This is a genomic window from Cyanobium sp. Maggiore-St4-Cus (assembly GCF_024345615.1).
In the GTDB taxonomy this organism is placed as follows: Bacteria; Cyanobacteriota; Cyanobacteriia; order PCC-6307; family Cyanobiaceae; genus Cyanobium_A; species Cyanobium_A usitatum.
In genome coordinates, this window is the sequence record NZ_JAGQBL010000004.1 from 171111 (window position 1) to 184592 (window position 13482).

A 13482-nucleotide genomic window follows, 5' to 3' on the forward strand; every position below is an offset into this window, starting at 1 on the left:
CGCGATGACCACCGCTACCGCTAGCCCTGCCTTCCTCGAGTTTCGGGACGTGGGCCAGGTGTTCCAGACTCGGCGCGGGCCATTTGAGGCCCTGCGTGACATCAATCTCCAGGTGCGGCAGGGGGAATTTCTCTGCGTGATCGGCCACTCCGGTTGCGGCAAGAGCACCCTGCTCAACATGGTGTCTGGCTTTCTGCAGCCCAGCCACGGTTCGGTGACCCTGCACGGCAAACCGATCACAGGGCCGGGTCCTGACCGGATGGTGGTGTTTCAGAACTACTCCCTGCTGCCCTGGCTCACGGTGTGGCAAAACGTGGAGATGGCCGTCAAAGCGGCCCGGCCCGAACTGGCTGCCGGCAGCCGGCGCGAGGTTGTGACTCACCACCTGGAGATGGTGGGCCTGATGGAGGCGCGCGCCAAACGCCCTGGGCAGATTTCGGGGGGCATGCGCCAGCGGGTGGCGATCGCCCGCGCCCTGGCCGTGTCACCAGCTGTGCTGGTGCTGGATGAACCATTCGGCGCCCTCGACGCCATCACCAAGGAGGAGCTCCAAGAAGAGCTGCTGGCGATCTGGCGCGAGCAGAAACCCACCGTGCTGATGATCACCCACGACATCGACGAGGCCCTATTTCTGGCCGATCGGGTCGTGATGATGACCAACGGCCCTGCCGCCGGCATCGGCGAAATTCTCGAGGTGCCCTTTGAGCGGCCCCGTCGCTACGAAGCCATCCAGGACGACCCCCGCTACGGCCAGCTGCGCAACCACGCCCTCGATTTTCTTTATCGCCGCTTCGCCCACGACGTGGATTAGATCAGGCCGGCGTCAGCGCCACCGCCGCAGCCTTGAGCTCCGGCTGCTTCGAAATCGGGCAGCCCAGCTCATGCATCAGTCGATTGGCTTCGCAGGCCAGCTCGCCTTGGGAAGCGCCCCAGTGCATCGGCAAAAACACGGTGCCGGGCCGAATGCGATCAGTGATTTGCACCTTCACCGATACCGCACCGCGGCGGGAGCGCACCTGGGCCCGGGCCCCAGCCACCAAGCCGGCGCGAGCCGCATCGCTTGGATGCACCTCCAGCAGCGGCTCGGGGTGGGTCTTGAGCGTCCGCGCCACATGGGCCGTGCGGGTCATGGTGTGCCAGTGGCCCAGCACCCGCCCCACCGTGAGCACCAGTGGATAGGAGTCGCAGGGGGGTTCGGCCAAGCCCAGGGGCGGATCGGCCCAGAGGCGTGCCTTGCCGGAAGGGGTAGGGAAGGCCAGATCGGCGTAGAGGCGCGCTGCGCCGCCGCCGGGGGCGGTGCCGGCGGGGAAGGGCCACTGCTGGGGGCCGTGCTCGGCCAGGAGCCCGTGGCTGAGGCCGCTACTGTCGCAGAGCCGGCCGGCCGTGAGCGCCACGAATTCGGCATACACCTCCGCTGCGGAGGCGTAGCTGAACTGATCGACAAAACCGAGGCGCCGGCCCAACTCCGCAAAGATCGCCCAGTCGGGCCGGGCCTCGCCGGGGGGCTGGCGGAAGGCAGAGCAGAGGGTGACGCGGCGCTCGGAGTTCACCATTACGCCAGCCTTCTCGCTCCACTGGGCCGCCGGCAGCACCAGGTGGGCCAGGGCCTCGGTTTCCGTGCCGGCATAGGCCTCGCTCAGCACCACCAGCGGGCAGTTCGCCACCGCCGCCCTCACCCGATCGAGGCTGGGCAGGCTTACTAAAGGGTTGGTGGCCGCCACCCACCAAAGATCGAGCTCGCCGCGCTCCATCGCCTCGATCTGCTGCCACACCGCCAAGCCGGGCTCTGGCGAGATCGAGCCAGCAGCAAATCCCCAGTGGCTCTCCACCTCGGCCCGGTGCGCTGGATCACCTACGGCGCGGTAACCGGGCAACAGCTGGGCCAGCCCACCCACCTCGCGGCCACCCATGGCGTTGGGCTGGCCGGTGAGCGAGAAGGGACCGGCGCCAGGGCGGCCGATCTGGCCACTCACCAGGTGCAGGTTGCAGATCCCGGCCACGGTGGCGCTGCCCTCGCGGCTCTGGTTCACCCCCATCGACCAAAGGCTGAGCGCGCCGGTGGCTTGGCACCACCACTCAGCCAGCTGGCGCAGGTCGGCCTCGGCGATGCCGCACACCGCCGCCGCCCGGGCCGGCTGCCAGGCCCGCCAGAGGGTCTCGAGCTCGGCAAAACCCTCGGAGTGGGCCGCCACGCAGGCCTGATCCACCCCGCCATGCTCCAGCAACAGGTGACCCAGGCCACAGAGCAGGGCCAGGTCGCTGCCGGGGGCGATCGCCAGGTGCAGGTCGGCGGCATCGCTAGTAGCGGTGGCCCGTGGATCCACCACCACCAGACGCGGCCCATTCCCCTTGCGCCGGCGCTTGAGCAGCCGCTGGAACAGCACCGGATGGCACTCGGCCGTGTTGGTGCCGATCAGCAGCACCAGATCGGCCAGATCGAGGTCGTCGTAGCAGCAGGGCGGGCCATCGGAGCCGAGGCTGCGGGCATAGCCAGCCACTGCCGAACTCATGCACAGGCGCGAATTGGCATCGAAGTTGTTGCTGCCCAGGGCGCCCTTGAGCAACTTGTTGGCTGCGTAGTAGTCCTCGCTGAGGAACTGGCCGGAGCCGTAGATCGCCAGCGACTGTGGCCCCTTGGTGGCCAGGGTGGCATCGATGCGCTCCACCAAGATGGTGAAAGCCCGCTCCCAGCTGATTGGCTCAAAGGGCTGGTCGGTTCGCGCACGCCACAGGGGCTTGGTGAGGCGGTTGGGGTGCAGGGTTTCACCCACCGTGGCGCCCTTGATGCACACCTGGCCCAGCGACGAGGGATGGTGGCGGTCGCCGCGGGCGATCCAGGCACCGCCGGGCTCAGCTGGAGCCTTCAGTTCCAGGCCGCAGCCCACGCCGCAGTAGGGGCACTGGGCTAGGGCAGCTGGAATGGCGGCAGGGCTGGCGGGATCACTGGCCATGGGGCCATTGGATCAAGCCAGCGCGCCCGATGATGGTGCCAGTTGTTACCGCAGTTCCCCCTGGGCTCTCCCCAAGCCAGCACCTGCTTCCACTTCGAAGCCGACTTCAGCGCCGTCCTGCGCTGCATTCCGATGGCCGTGCGGCGCAAGCTCGATCTGGCCGGCGTGAAGCTGAAGCTGCAGCACTGGAGCGAGCTGGGCGAGGCCGAGCGCGCTGAGCTGCTGGCCTGGGCTGACGACCCCACCGCCATCGAGGCGTTGCGCCAGCACCTGCTGGCACGCACCACCGCCCTCAGCGCCGGCCAGGCCAAGGACCTGCCCCGACCCGACGCTGAACCCTGGCAGCAGTCCGACCAGCTGCCCGAAGTGCTGGCCGCCTCCTGCGCCCAGCTGGGCCTGGAGATCCGCAGCGGCGGCTGGGCGGAGCTGGACGAACTGCAGCGCTTCGCCCTGGTGAAGCTCAGCCACCCGGGCCACGAGCACCGCAACCTGCCGCGGGCCCTGGCGGAGTTTGGGCTGCTGGCAGAGGCGCCCTGACCTGCCGCCAGCCGCTCAGAGCGTCACCACTTGCGGTAAGGCAGGAACTTGCCGTTCATCGTCACCACCACCCGATCACCCTTCGGGTCTTCCTGCTTGGCCACCGTCAGGCTGAAGTCGATCGCCGACATGATCCCATCGCCGAACTGCTCCTGGATCACGTCCTTGAGCGGCAGGCCATAAATCTGCAGGATCTCGTAGAAGCGGTAGAGCAGCGGATCGGCGGGGATCACCGGATCGAGGGCCCCCTTCACGGGATAGGTGGTGAGAGCAGCCGGAAGGGCAGGCTGGCGGTCCACACCTCACCTTGACCAAGACAGTCGCCAAGATCGGCGAAGCTGAGCCCGCTGCAGCGCTTGGCGTCGAGCAGGGTCGTGGTGTGGGGAGGCAGAGCCATGGAGGAACCGGACATGCGGCGGGACCCTACGGATGGGCACGGTCATGCCTGGCAGCCGTTGCTACAACTGCCCCTGCGCGCCTGCCTGCTCAGCGGTGGGGACAGCCGGCGCATGGGCCGGGACAAGGCGTTACTGCCCCACCCTGAAGGCGGCACCTGGCTGGAGCGCAGCTTGCGCCTGCTAGCCCAGCTGAAGACGCCGATCACCCTGCTGAGCCGCCATGGGGCGCATCTGGAGCAAGCGGAAAAGTTGGCCCTCGAGCTGGCCCCGGGCTCGCCGATGACGGCCCTGGCAGAACCACCGCCCTGGGAGGGGCCGCTGCTGGCCCTGCACCGGCTGATGCAGCAACACCCGAACGAGCAGCTACTGCTCTGCCCAGTGGACATGCCGCATCTCAGCCTGGCCGCCCTGCAAACCCTGCTGGCGGGCGCAGCAATAGGGAGCCCGACCAGGCTCCATCTGGCCCACGACGGTGAGCAGCTGCAACCGCTGCTGGGCCTGTATCCGAACAGCGCCCCAATCCGCGCCCACCTGGCCGCGGCGGTGCAGCGGGGCGAACGGCGCCTGCAGAGCTGGCTGGTGGAACTGCCCTGCCAGGCGGTGCCGCTGGATCCCCGGGCCATCCGCAACGTGAACCGGCCTGAGCTTGGTCAGTTGGCCTAAGCCAAGTCAGGCGTCTTCAGCCGGCGACATACAGCACCCGGCCATCACGAGCCACATCGCCAAACACATGCCAACGGGAGCCACTCATGCGCCCGGCATCAGCGCTCAGTTGAAGCGCTTCCAGCGGGCCAGCTTCTCCGCCGGCGTGAGCTGGGGCTGGCCCACGATCACCGCAAGATCCAGATCTGAGCCGGCTCCAGCGCCAAGGGATGGCGCCAGGGAATGGTGGGCGGCGTGAAAGGCTCGGCAGCGGAGGCGACCATGTTGAAACGCTACCGCCAACATCAGCCCGCGAAACCCAGGAGCTTCGAGGCGGCCAGCAGCAGCACCAAGGCCAGACAGCGACGGATCCAAACCACAGGCCAGTGGCGGCTACCAAGCCGCGAACCCACCGCACCGGCCAGCAGCACTATCAGCAACATCCAGCCCAGCTGGGACGGCAGGGCCGGCAGCAGGGCTTGATGTTGCTGGCGGGCCAGCAGCAGGCCGGCCAGGCCGCTGAGCGAGTTGCCGAAGATGAACAGCGACGACACCGCTGCCGCCTGGCGGGTGGAGGCCCAGCTGCAACACAACAGCAGGGGCGTGAGAAACACGCCGCCGCCGGTACCGGTGAGGCCGGCCAGCAGCCCCAGCCCAGCACCGCTAAGCACCAGCAGAATCAGCGGCGGTTGCGTCAAGCGCTCGGGATCGCCGGGCTGGCACAAAAAGCGCAGGGCCGAGGCCAGCAGCACCAGTGCGACCAACCGCTGAAACCAGAGCGTGGGCAGATCTAGCCACCCCCCCAGAAAGGCCATCGGCAGGCCGGCCAGCAACACCGGCCAGAACAGCCGCCAGCACAGGTGGCCGGCTCGCCAGAACTGCCAGCTGCCCTGGGCCGCCACCGCGGTGTTCAGGATTAAGGCAAGCGGCTTGATCTGCTCCGCCGGCAGACCTGCCAGAGCCAGGACGGCGATATAGCCGGAGGCGCCAGCATGGCCCACGGCGGCATAGAGAAAGGCCACCAGGGCCAGGAGCGGCAGCAGCCAGAGGGTCACAGCCAGCTCCGCAGCTTCACCACACCCTCAAGCCACAATCAGCCCTCTGCCGCGCACCAGCACGGGCACCCGCTTGAAAGCCGGCGTGCCGCTCTCGGGATCGCTAACCGCCCGCATCAAGACGTTGGCCTCTGGATAGAACATCAGCGCCGCGCCACGCCGCACCGAGCCGGGGATCAGCTCGATCCCGTCGAGCTGGCCCGCTTCGCCCTGGACGGTCACCCGCTGGTGGGCCCGCAGACCACAGGCGGTGAGATCCTCCGGGTTGACCAGAATCGTCTGGCGGTGCGGCATGCCCCGATAGCTGTCGCCCTGCTTGTAGACCACAGTGTTGTGCTGACCGTAACTGCGTGCTGTGATCAGGTTCAGCACTAGTCCCTGCTCGCCGACAGCCAGCCCGCCGAAATGATCCGCATCCGGCAATCGGAGCTCAGGCAGCGGCGTGACCGCCAGCTGGGCCCGGCCAGTGGCGGTGGCGAAACGGGGCTCCTGGAACACCCGGCCGGGCACCTCGAATTCCTTCTTGCTGGCGTCAATCTCGGCGATCGCGGCGTAACCGGGCACGGTGCGGGCGATGAGCTCGCGCACATACACGGGATCCTGCAGCCGCCGCCAATCGATCGGCTCGATGCCGTGCAGGCGGTGGGCCAGCTCGGCCAGGAACTCCACCTCGCTGATCAGCTGGCCGCTGCCCAGGTGGGTGCTGCCGGGCTCGTTGATTCGCACCCAATTATTGCCCGATTCCACCGTGGTGCGGTGGGGGGTTTCGAAACGGTTGAACACCGGCAGCAGCAGGGTCTGGCGCGCCGCCAGGCCGTGGAAGTGGCCGGTGTTGGGCTTGGTGGCCAAGTAGATAATCGTGTCTATGCGGCCGAGGGCGGCCTGGGCCTGGCGGCTGTCGGGGTTGGCGCCGTACAGGTTGCCGCCCAGACAGAGCAGGGAATCGACGGCGCCGGCAGCGGCCGCCTCGATCAGGGCGCGGGTGTCGTAGCCCCGGGTGGGGCTGAGGGGCCGGCCGAGCAGCTGCTCGAGCGCCAGCCGCATCGGCTCGCGCAAATTCACCGTCACCCCCATCGAGCCGAAGCCCTGCACGTTGGAGTGCCCGCGGATCGGCATCGTCCCCGCCCCCGGCCGGGCCACGTTGCCCGTGAGCACAGCCGTGTTAGCGATCGCCTGCACGTTGGCGGTGCCGTTGGCGTGGTGGGTGATGCCCATCGCCCAGGCGAACACCACCGCCTTGCACGCAGCCAGCCGGGTAGCGGTGTGCTCCAGCTCCTCGCGGCTGAGGCCGCAGCAGCCCGTGATCGCCTCCCAGCTGGTGGTCTCGATCTGCTCGATCAGGGCCTGCCAACCATCGGCATGGGCCTTCACGAAGTCGAGGGCGATGGCGCCACGCTCCAGCAGGGCCTTCTGCAGCCCCAAAAACACGGCGGTGTCGGAGCCTGGAATCGGCTGCAGGAACAGCGAAGCGATCTCACTGCCTCCGCCGAGCATCGAGCGGATCGGGAAGGCGGGCGAGCCGAACTTGAGCAGCCCCGCCTCCAGCACCGGATTAATCACGATCACCGTGCCGCCGCGCTCGCGCAGGCGGATCAGCTCGTTCATCAGCCGCGGATGGTTTGCCGGCGCATTGGAGCCCACCAACACCACTCCATCGGCTTGCTGGAGGCTCTCGAGGCTCACCATCGAGGTGCCGCTGCCAAACACCCGGCCTAGGCCGATGCTGGAGGGGGCATGGCAGAGGTCAGAGCAGTCGGCCAGGTTGTTGGAGCCGAGAGCCCGCAGCAGCAGTTGCAGCAGGTAGGCGGCCTCATTGGAGGAGCGCCCGGAGCTGTAAGAAGCAACCCGCTCCGGCGACGGCCTAGCGAAGGCCGCGGCGCTGAGGTCTTGCACTTCTTCCCAGCCGATCGGCTCGTAGTGGTCGCTGCCGGCTCGCTGAATCAGGGGTCGATCGAGCCGGCCCAGCTGGTCGCATTCGGCGGAGCTGAGCTGCTGCAGCTCGGCCAGGCTGCGGCCGGCAAACACCTCCGCTGGCACCGCGGACTGCAGTTCCGCTCCGATCGCCTCCACACTCTTGAGGCAGCGCTGCAGCCGCTCACCCAGTTCATCGCGAAAGCCACCGTTCTGGCCGCCCGTGCCCCAGGCGCAACTCAGGCAGGCGCTTTTGTGGTTGAGGGTCTGCCAAAGCCGCAACCCCGTTGGTGAGAGGGTGGCGCGGGCCCAGCCGTCGATCAGGGGCCAGCCGCCCCCGCTGGCGGCGTCTTCTGGGGCCGGTGGCTCAGACGATGCCTTTGACTGGAAAGCGGCTGGCGAACCAGATTGCTCAGGCGCCATGGCTGCTATGCCGGTGTTTTTCAGAGCCTAGGGGTATGGCAAGGTCGCTCTTTATGAATCGCAGCCCAGCCAACGCAGCAAGCAGCGCCCGAAACCCCGAGTGGTAAGTGGGGCTGGGCTGTAGCTATAGCGTTGCGGCCATGGCCAGCGCCACTAACCATCCCAAAACCGTAGCCAGCCGCGTCCCCCCAAACGACCGACTGGGCCGGCCACTTGGGGTGCTGCGGCTGTCGCTCACGGCCCGCTGCAACCTGGCCTGCCCCTACTGCCTGCCGGATGGCAAGGAGCCACCGGGCCTGCTGACGCTGAAGCAGCGGCTGGGGGTGATCGGGGCGGCGGTGAACCTGGGAGCCCGCAGCCTGCGGCTTACCGGCGGAGAGCCGCTGCTGCACGGGGGCTTGGAGGAGCTGATCGCCGCTGTGCAGCCCCTGCGCGCCACATACCCGGAGCGTCCCGGCCTGGGGGAGATCGCTCTCACCAGCAATGGCCTTTTACTAACCGCTGAGCGAGCCCAGCAGCTACGCGCCGCAGGCCTCGACCGGATCACCCTCAGCCTCGATGGCACCACGGCTAGGTCTGTTGCCCACATGGCTGGCCTGGCCGATGCCGCCGCCGGCGAGCGGGCCTTGGCGGCGGTGCTGGCGGCGATCGAGCACGCCCGCGCCGCCGGCTTTGATCCCGCCCGCGGCGCCCTCAAGCTCAACGCTGTGATTCAGCGCGGCGCCAACGATGACCAGGTGCTGCCCCTGGCGGCTTTGGCACGGGAGCGGGGGCTGGAGCTACGGCTGATCGAGTTCATGGACGTGGGCAGCCGCAACGGCTGGCAGTACGAGGCGGTGTTGAGCGCCGCCAAGATGCTGGAGCAAATTGGCAGCAGCTGGCCGCTTGAGCCGCTGGGCCGCACCGCCCACGGCACCGCCAGCCGCTGGCGCTACCGGGATGGGGGCGGCAGCCTGGCTGTGGTGGCATCGGTGAGCGCACCTTTCTGCGGGGACTGCAACCGTCTGCGGGTTACCGCAGATGGCGTCGCCTACACCTGCCTTTTTGCCGCCCCGGGCAGCGGCTTAGATCTCAAACCATGGCTGAAGGAGGAGTCAGACGCCGCAGAACTCGAGCTAGCCATGGCCGCCCTCTGGAATCAACGAAGCGACCGCTATAGCGAAGAGCGCAACACTGCAAAATCTGCCAACAGCACACACGCCGAGATGGCCTACCTAGGGGGCTGAATGGATAACCAAACAGCATCAGCCTCGCCAAGTGGGCATACCTCCAGCCATGAAAGTGCCCCGATGGCGCCATAGGGCCTCAGGAGTCACAGTGATGTGGTTGGCGGCTGCCAACTCAGCGGCCTCCTGGGTAGACCGGGTGGTCAGCAAAGCGGCAGTAAATGCAGGATCGCGCCGCGCCAGCTCTTTGAGATCGTGCAGAGCAGCCGTAGATTGCGCTTGGCAGGTAGTCATCTCACTTTCCTCAACTATCTGTATTCAGGCTAAGAAGCCTTATTGAGTTCAGAGGTGAGTAAAAACACCCGTCTTGTCTGACATCTAAGGACAAGGCTCATACCTCCCGCAACCGCGGCAGGAGCTGCACCAGATTGCAAGGGCGGGTATCTGCATTGAGCTGGGCAGCAATCAGCCGGTCCCAGGCTGTCTGCACCGCATCAAGGGAACCCGGCAGCACAAAAATCACGGTGCCATTAGCCACCCCCGCCAGGCAGCGGCTCTGCAGGCTGCTGGTGCCAATCGTTTCAAAGGAGAGCACCCGAAACAACTCACCAAAACCATCGATCGTCTTATCGAGCAGGGGTGCCACCGCCTCCGGGGTGCCATCCCGGCCGGTGAGCCCGGTGCCGCCACTGCTGATCACCACCTGCACAGCAGGATCAGCAATCCAGCTACTGATGGCGGCACGGATCTGGTAGCGGTCGTCCGGCACCAGCAGGCGCTCCACCAGCCGGTGACCGGCCGCCTCTAAGCGCTGCTGCAGGGCATCACCGCTGGAGTCCTCAGCCAATGTGCGCGTGTCCGACACCGTGAGCAGGGCGATGGCGAGGCTCACGGGCAGGTCTCAGGCGTTTGGGGCATTCTGGGCGGCGCAGCTAGGAGCTCCCTAGCGATCACTTAGCCCCAACCCTGCTGCTGCAAGCCATGGCCGTCTCCACCGATCCGGCATCGCAAGTGCAGGTACGCCTTTTCGCCGGCTTGCGAGAAGCGATGGGCTGGAGCGAGCAACTGGTCGAGCTAGCCCCAGCCGCTGGGGAAGCCAACCCTGCTGGCACAACACCTGAACAGCTCTGGCGGCAGCTAAACCTGCAGCCCGCCTATCCCCCCGCCGGCGTGCGGGTAGCAATCAATCAGCAGTTCGCCGCCTGGGACTCAAGCCTGTTCGCTGGCGATGAGCTGGCCTTCCTGCCGCCAATCAGTGGTGGCTAACGCGATGTTGGCAATCCAGCTGGAAACGGTGCCGTTCGAGCCGCTGTCGGTCCTGGCCGAGTGGCAGGCGCAGCTAGCCCTTTTGCCTGGCGGCATGCCGGCGGCCGAAAGCCAGTTCATCGGCAGGGTTCGGGGCTGCGATGCCACCGGAGAGCCCCTGGAAGCTTTGGAGCTGGAGCACTACCCCGGCATGACCGAGGCCTGCATCGCCTCCCTGTCAGCCGCCGCCGCGGGCCGGCACGGGGCGACTGCAGTGCTGGTGAGACATCGGATCGGTCTGGTGTTGCCGGGAGACCCAATCGTGCTGGTGGCGGTAGCGGCTGATCGCCGCGGCCCGGCCCAGCGCTGCTGCCAAGAGCTGCTGGAGGCCCTCAAGCACGAAGCCCCATTCTGGAAACGGGAATGGAGCCAGGGGGTGGGTAGCTGGATCACGGGCAATACGCCCCTATGAAGCTCGGGCCCAGGGAGAAGTCCGCGACTCAGCAGACCCCAGCTGTCTGTGCCACATTCAGAGAAATAAAAACTTGGAGAGCTGGCCGTGCACATGGTGGCGAATTTTTGGCCCGGAGCGACGCTGGAGCAATTCCAAGTGGAACTGGCCCAGCTGGAGGGGAAGGAGCAACCTCAAGCCCAGCTGCTGCGCACGGTGGCGGAGGTGGAAGGGGGTCTGATGATCGTGTCCCTTTGGGAAGGGCAGGCGCAATACGAGAGCTGGGCTGAAGCCACCCTGATGCCCCAGATCGATCTTCCAGGGGGCATGGACGGTCGCCCGGAACAACGCAAGGGGCTGGTGGTAGATCACTACTCCGTGCTGGCAGCCAGCTGAGCAGTTGGGGCCGCGGCAGGCTCGCGGCTCAGAAGATCGGCAACCGCAGCAGCTGGGCCCAGAGCTGCGTTCCCGCCGCAAGATTGCCCAGCTCCGCCGGGATTTCCAGCAGCAGATCGGCCCCCTGCAGCGAGCCGATGCGGGAGGAGGCCTGGGAGCCCTCCACCCGGGCCAGCAGAGCCCCATCTGCCGCCACCACCAGCTGGGCGCGGGCCAGCTCCGGCCTCCCCGCCCCGCGCCGCAGCTCCTGATCCAGCCGCACCCGCAGACGGGGGAGCACCTGGATCACGCCACCCTCCAACCGCTGCAGCGCCGGCCAGAGCAACTGCAGAGCCGTGATCGCCGCCGCCACCGGATTACCCGGCAACCCAAAAAAGGGCACGCCTGCCACCTCTCCCCAGGCAAAGGGCCGCCCCGGCTTGAGGAACAGCTTCCAGAAGCTCACCTCCCCCAGCTCCCCCACCAATTGGCGGATCCAGTCGCTGTCGCCAGCGGAGACGCCGCCGGTGCTTACCACCAAATCGCAGCCGGCCGCCAGCTCCCGCAGGGCCTGGCGCAGGGGCTCGGGCTGATCGGCTACCAACCGCTGCTGCGTCACCCCATAACCCAGCTGCTCCAGCAAAGCGGCAAGCAGGACCGAATTGCTCTCCCAGATCTGGCCAGGGCCCCGAAGCAATCCGGGACTGAGCAATTCATCACCACTGATCAACAAACCCAGCCGCGGCCGCTTGGTCACCGTGAGCTGCTGCACACCGCAGCTGGCCAGCCTGCCCAGCTCGGCAGCCCCCAGCCGGCAGCCCACCGCCACCAACTCCTGCCCGACGGCAGCCTCCTCCTCTGGCCCGCGGATCCAGGGGTTAGGACCGGCCGGGCGCACCAGCTCCAGGCTGGGACCTTGGGGCAGCTCCAGCGGTTGCACCAGCTCTTGGGGCAGCACCCGAGCGCTGCCCGTGGGCACCACGGCGCCGGTGAGGATGCGCACCGCCTCACCCGCTGCCACGGCCGAGCCATAGGGGGCACCGGCGGCCGAAGTGCCCCGCAGGCGCCAGCGGGCACCCACCAGCGGCTGCTCGGATCCGGCAATGGCGTAGCCATCCATGATCGAAGCCCGGAAACCCGGCACGGCTGCCGCCGCCAGCACCCGTTCAGCGGTGATGCGGCCCAGACAGGCCGCCAGCGGCAACGCCTCGCAGCGCCCCAGGGGCTGCAGCGACTCCAGGATCTGGGCCCGGGCCTGGTCGAGGGGCAGGCCCTCCGGGCCGAAGGGCTCACTCATGCCGTTGCCAATCCCCGCTGCGGCCGCCACTTTTGGCCAGCAGCCGCACCGGACCGATGGTCATGGCGGGATCGGCGCTCTTGAGCATGTCGTAGAGGGTGAGCAGGCCCACCTGCACGGCCGTGAGCGCCTCCATCTCCACTCCGGTGGGACCGGTGGTGCGGGCGATGGCGCGCAGCCGCAGGCCACTGCCATCGGTGGCAGGCTCCAGCTCCACGCTCACGCCGCTGAGGGCAATCGGGTGGCAGAGCGGAATCAGTTCCCAGGTGCGTTTGGCCGCCTGGATCGCTGCCACCCGCGCCACCGCCAGCACATCGCCCTTGGGGGCCCGGCCCTCCAGCACCAAGGCCAGTACTTCGGGGGCCATCTGGATGAACCCCTCAGCCGTGGCCTGGCGGGCGGTGGCGGGCCGATCGCCAACCTCCACCATGTGCACCTCGCCAGCGGCATTGAGGTGGCTCAACTGAGCTGCCGACATCTCCTAGTCCTCAAACCGAGCGCCAGGCCCAAGCATGGATTGCCCGACGCCAAACGTCCCCACCTTCCCCCATAACGTGAGGGTCGCTTCCCCCTCGCGATGACCGCTCGCCGCACCATCCCGGTCCTGCTGCTTCTGGCCGCCGGCCTCGCCCCCCTGGCGCCACCCAACGCCCAGGCCGGCCCACTGCTGCGCCGCGCCCAGGAACGCAAGGCCTGCCAGGAATTCGCCGGCAAACTCCAGGCAGCATCCGCCAATCTCCAGCAGGCCCAACTGGTGTATCAGCAGGGAGTGCTGAAGCTGGTTGAAACCTTCGGCGAAAACCCCTGTGGCGACATCCCTGCACCCACCGCAGCTGCTCCAGTCACCGCACCAGTCACCGCGAAGCCCGCCAATCCCCAGCAGGCTCAGGCCTGCCAGGAGTTTGCGAGCAAGCTGCAGGGCGCCCAGGGCAACCCGGCCCAGGCCCAGCAGATTTATGCGATGGGCAGCCAGAAACTGAGCGGCATGTTCGGCCCGAACCCCTGCCCCAACTTGCCCAAGCCCTGAGCGC

The 13482-nt window shown here is 67.6% G+C and carries 16 protein-coding genes and 1 pseudogene; 8 read left to right on the plus strand and 9 right to left on the minus strand.

Annotated features, from left to right (window positions below):
• Positions 1-4 precede the first annotated feature (4 nt).
• Positions 5-811, plus strand: coding sequence for an ABC transporter ATP-binding protein (locus KBY99_RS05415; protein ID WP_254997832.1), 807 nt, complete (start codon positions 5-7; stop codon positions 809-811).
• Position 812: 1 nt separating this feature from the next.
• Here the strand turns inward: KBY99_RS05415 and KBY99_RS05420 are convergent, their stop codons facing one another.
• The gene (locus KBY99_RS05420) at positions 813-2951 is read right to left on the minus strand and encodes a molybdopterin oxidoreductase family protein (RefSeq protein WP_254997834.1); all 2139 of its coding nucleotides are present in this window, start codon (positions 2949-2951) and stop codon (positions 813-815) included.
• Between the two features lie 42 nt (positions 2952-2993).
• On the opposite strand from KBY99_RS05420, the gene KBY99_RS05425 reads away from it, so the two are divergent.
• On the plus strand, positions 2994-3488 hold the full coding sequence (locus KBY99_RS05425) for a nitrate reductase associated protein (protein WP_254997836.1): 495 nt from the start codon (positions 2994-2996) through the stop codon (positions 3486-3488).
• A 23-nt stretch (positions 3489-3511) separates the two neighbouring features.
• Here KBY99_RS05425 and cynS read toward each other — a convergent pair.
• Positions 3512-3885, minus strand: a pseudogene (gene cynS / locus KBY99_RS05430) (cyanase).
• A 13-nt stretch (positions 3886-3898) separates the two neighbouring features.
• On the opposite strand from cynS, the gene KBY99_RS05435 reads away from it, so the two are divergent.
• A complete protein-coding gene (locus tag KBY99_RS05435) occupies positions 3899-4549 on the plus strand; it encodes a molybdenum cofactor guanylyltransferase (RefSeq protein WP_254997837.1) in 651 nt (216 codons plus the stop codon).
• Positions 4550-4654: 105 nt separating this feature from the next.
• Here KBY99_RS05435 and KBY99_RS05440 read toward each other — a convergent pair whose 3' ends face one another.
• From KBY99_RS05440 to KBY99_RS05450, 3 genes are read right to left on the minus strand one after another with little or no spacing between them, the layout of a single operon-like run.
• Positions 4655-4834, minus strand: coding sequence for a hypothetical protein (locus KBY99_RS05440; protein ID WP_254961776.1), 180 nt, complete (start codon positions 4832-4834; stop codon positions 4655-4657).
• Entirely contained in the window at positions 4834-5583 is a 750-nt protein-coding gene (locus tag KBY99_RS05445) for a sulfite exporter TauE/SafE family protein (RefSeq protein ID WP_254997839.1), read from the minus strand. Before KBY99_RS05445 ends, KBY99_RS05440 begins: the two co-directional genes overlap by 1 nt.
• 27 nt (positions 5584-5610) lie before the next feature.
• A complete protein-coding gene (locus KBY99_RS05450) occupies positions 5611-7917 on the minus strand; it encodes an FdhF/YdeP family oxidoreductase (RefSeq protein WP_254997840.1) in 2307 nt (768 codons plus the stop codon).
• 140 nt (positions 7918-8057) lie between these two features.
• Here KBY99_RS05450 and KBY99_RS05455 point away from each other — a divergent pair, with 140 nt between their 5' ends.
• Positions 8058-9143: a GTP 3',8-cyclase MoaA gene (locus KBY99_RS05455; protein ID WP_254997841.1), complete on the plus strand. Its 1086-nt coding sequence runs from the start codon at positions 8058-8060 to the stop codon at positions 9141-9143.
• A gap of 18 nt (positions 9144-9161) precedes the next feature.
• On the opposite strand, the gene KBY99_RS05460 is transcribed toward KBY99_RS05455, so the two are convergent.
• Together KBY99_RS05460 and moaB are read right to left on the minus strand one after the other, a co-directional pair.
• Positions 9162-9377: a hypothetical protein gene (locus KBY99_RS05460; RefSeq protein ID WP_254992977.1), complete on the minus strand. Its 216-nt coding sequence runs from the start codon at positions 9375-9377 to the stop codon at positions 9162-9164.
• A 97-nt stretch (positions 9378-9474) separates the two neighbouring features.
• Positions 9475-9975: a molybdenum cofactor biosynthesis protein B gene (moaB, locus tag KBY99_RS05465; RefSeq protein WP_254997842.1), complete on the minus strand. Its 501-nt coding sequence runs from the start codon at positions 9973-9975 to the stop codon at positions 9475-9477.
• 89 nt (positions 9976-10064) lie between these two features.
• Between moaB and KBY99_RS05470 the strand changes: the two genes are divergently transcribed.
• From KBY99_RS05470 to KBY99_RS05480, 3 genes are all read left to right on the plus strand, one after another.
• Positions 10065-10349, plus strand: coding sequence for a MoaD/ThiS family protein (locus KBY99_RS05470; protein WP_254931210.1), 285 nt, complete (start codon positions 10065-10067; stop codon positions 10347-10349).
• Complete coding sequence (locus KBY99_RS05475; protein ID WP_254997843.1) at positions 10312-10800, plus strand: molybdopterin synthase catalytic subunit; 489 nt, start codon at positions 10312-10314, stop codon at positions 10798-10800. Before KBY99_RS05470 ends, KBY99_RS05475 begins: the two co-directional genes overlap by 38 nt.
• A gap of 93 nt (positions 10801-10893) precedes the next feature.
• On the plus strand, positions 10894-11175 hold the full coding sequence (locus KBY99_RS05480; RefSeq protein ID WP_254997845.1) for a hypothetical protein: 282 nt from the start codon (positions 10894-10896) through the stop codon (positions 11173-11175).
• A 28-nt stretch (positions 11176-11203) separates the two neighbouring features.
• On the opposite strand, the gene KBY99_RS05485 is transcribed toward KBY99_RS05480, so the two are convergent.
• Positions 11204-12451 (minus strand): molybdopterin molybdotransferase MoeA, encoded by a 1248-nt coding sequence (locus KBY99_RS05485; RefSeq protein WP_254997846.1) that lies wholly within the window; start codon positions 12449-12451, stop codon positions 11204-11206.
• Positions 12444-12929, minus strand: a complete 486-nt coding sequence (gene moaC / locus KBY99_RS05490) for a cyclic pyranopterin monophosphate synthase MoaC (RefSeq protein WP_254997847.1) — start codon at positions 12927-12929, stop codon at positions 12444-12446. Before moaC ends, KBY99_RS05485 begins: the two co-directional genes overlap by 8 nt.
• Positions 12930-13028: 99 nt before the next feature.
• Here moaC and KBY99_RS05495 point away from each other — a divergent pair, with 99 nt between their 5' ends.
• Positions 13029-13478, plus strand: a complete 450-nt coding sequence (locus KBY99_RS05495; protein ID WP_254997848.1) for a hypothetical protein — start codon at positions 13029-13031, stop codon at positions 13476-13478.
• The last annotated feature ends 4 nt before the right edge of the window (positions 13479-13482 follow it).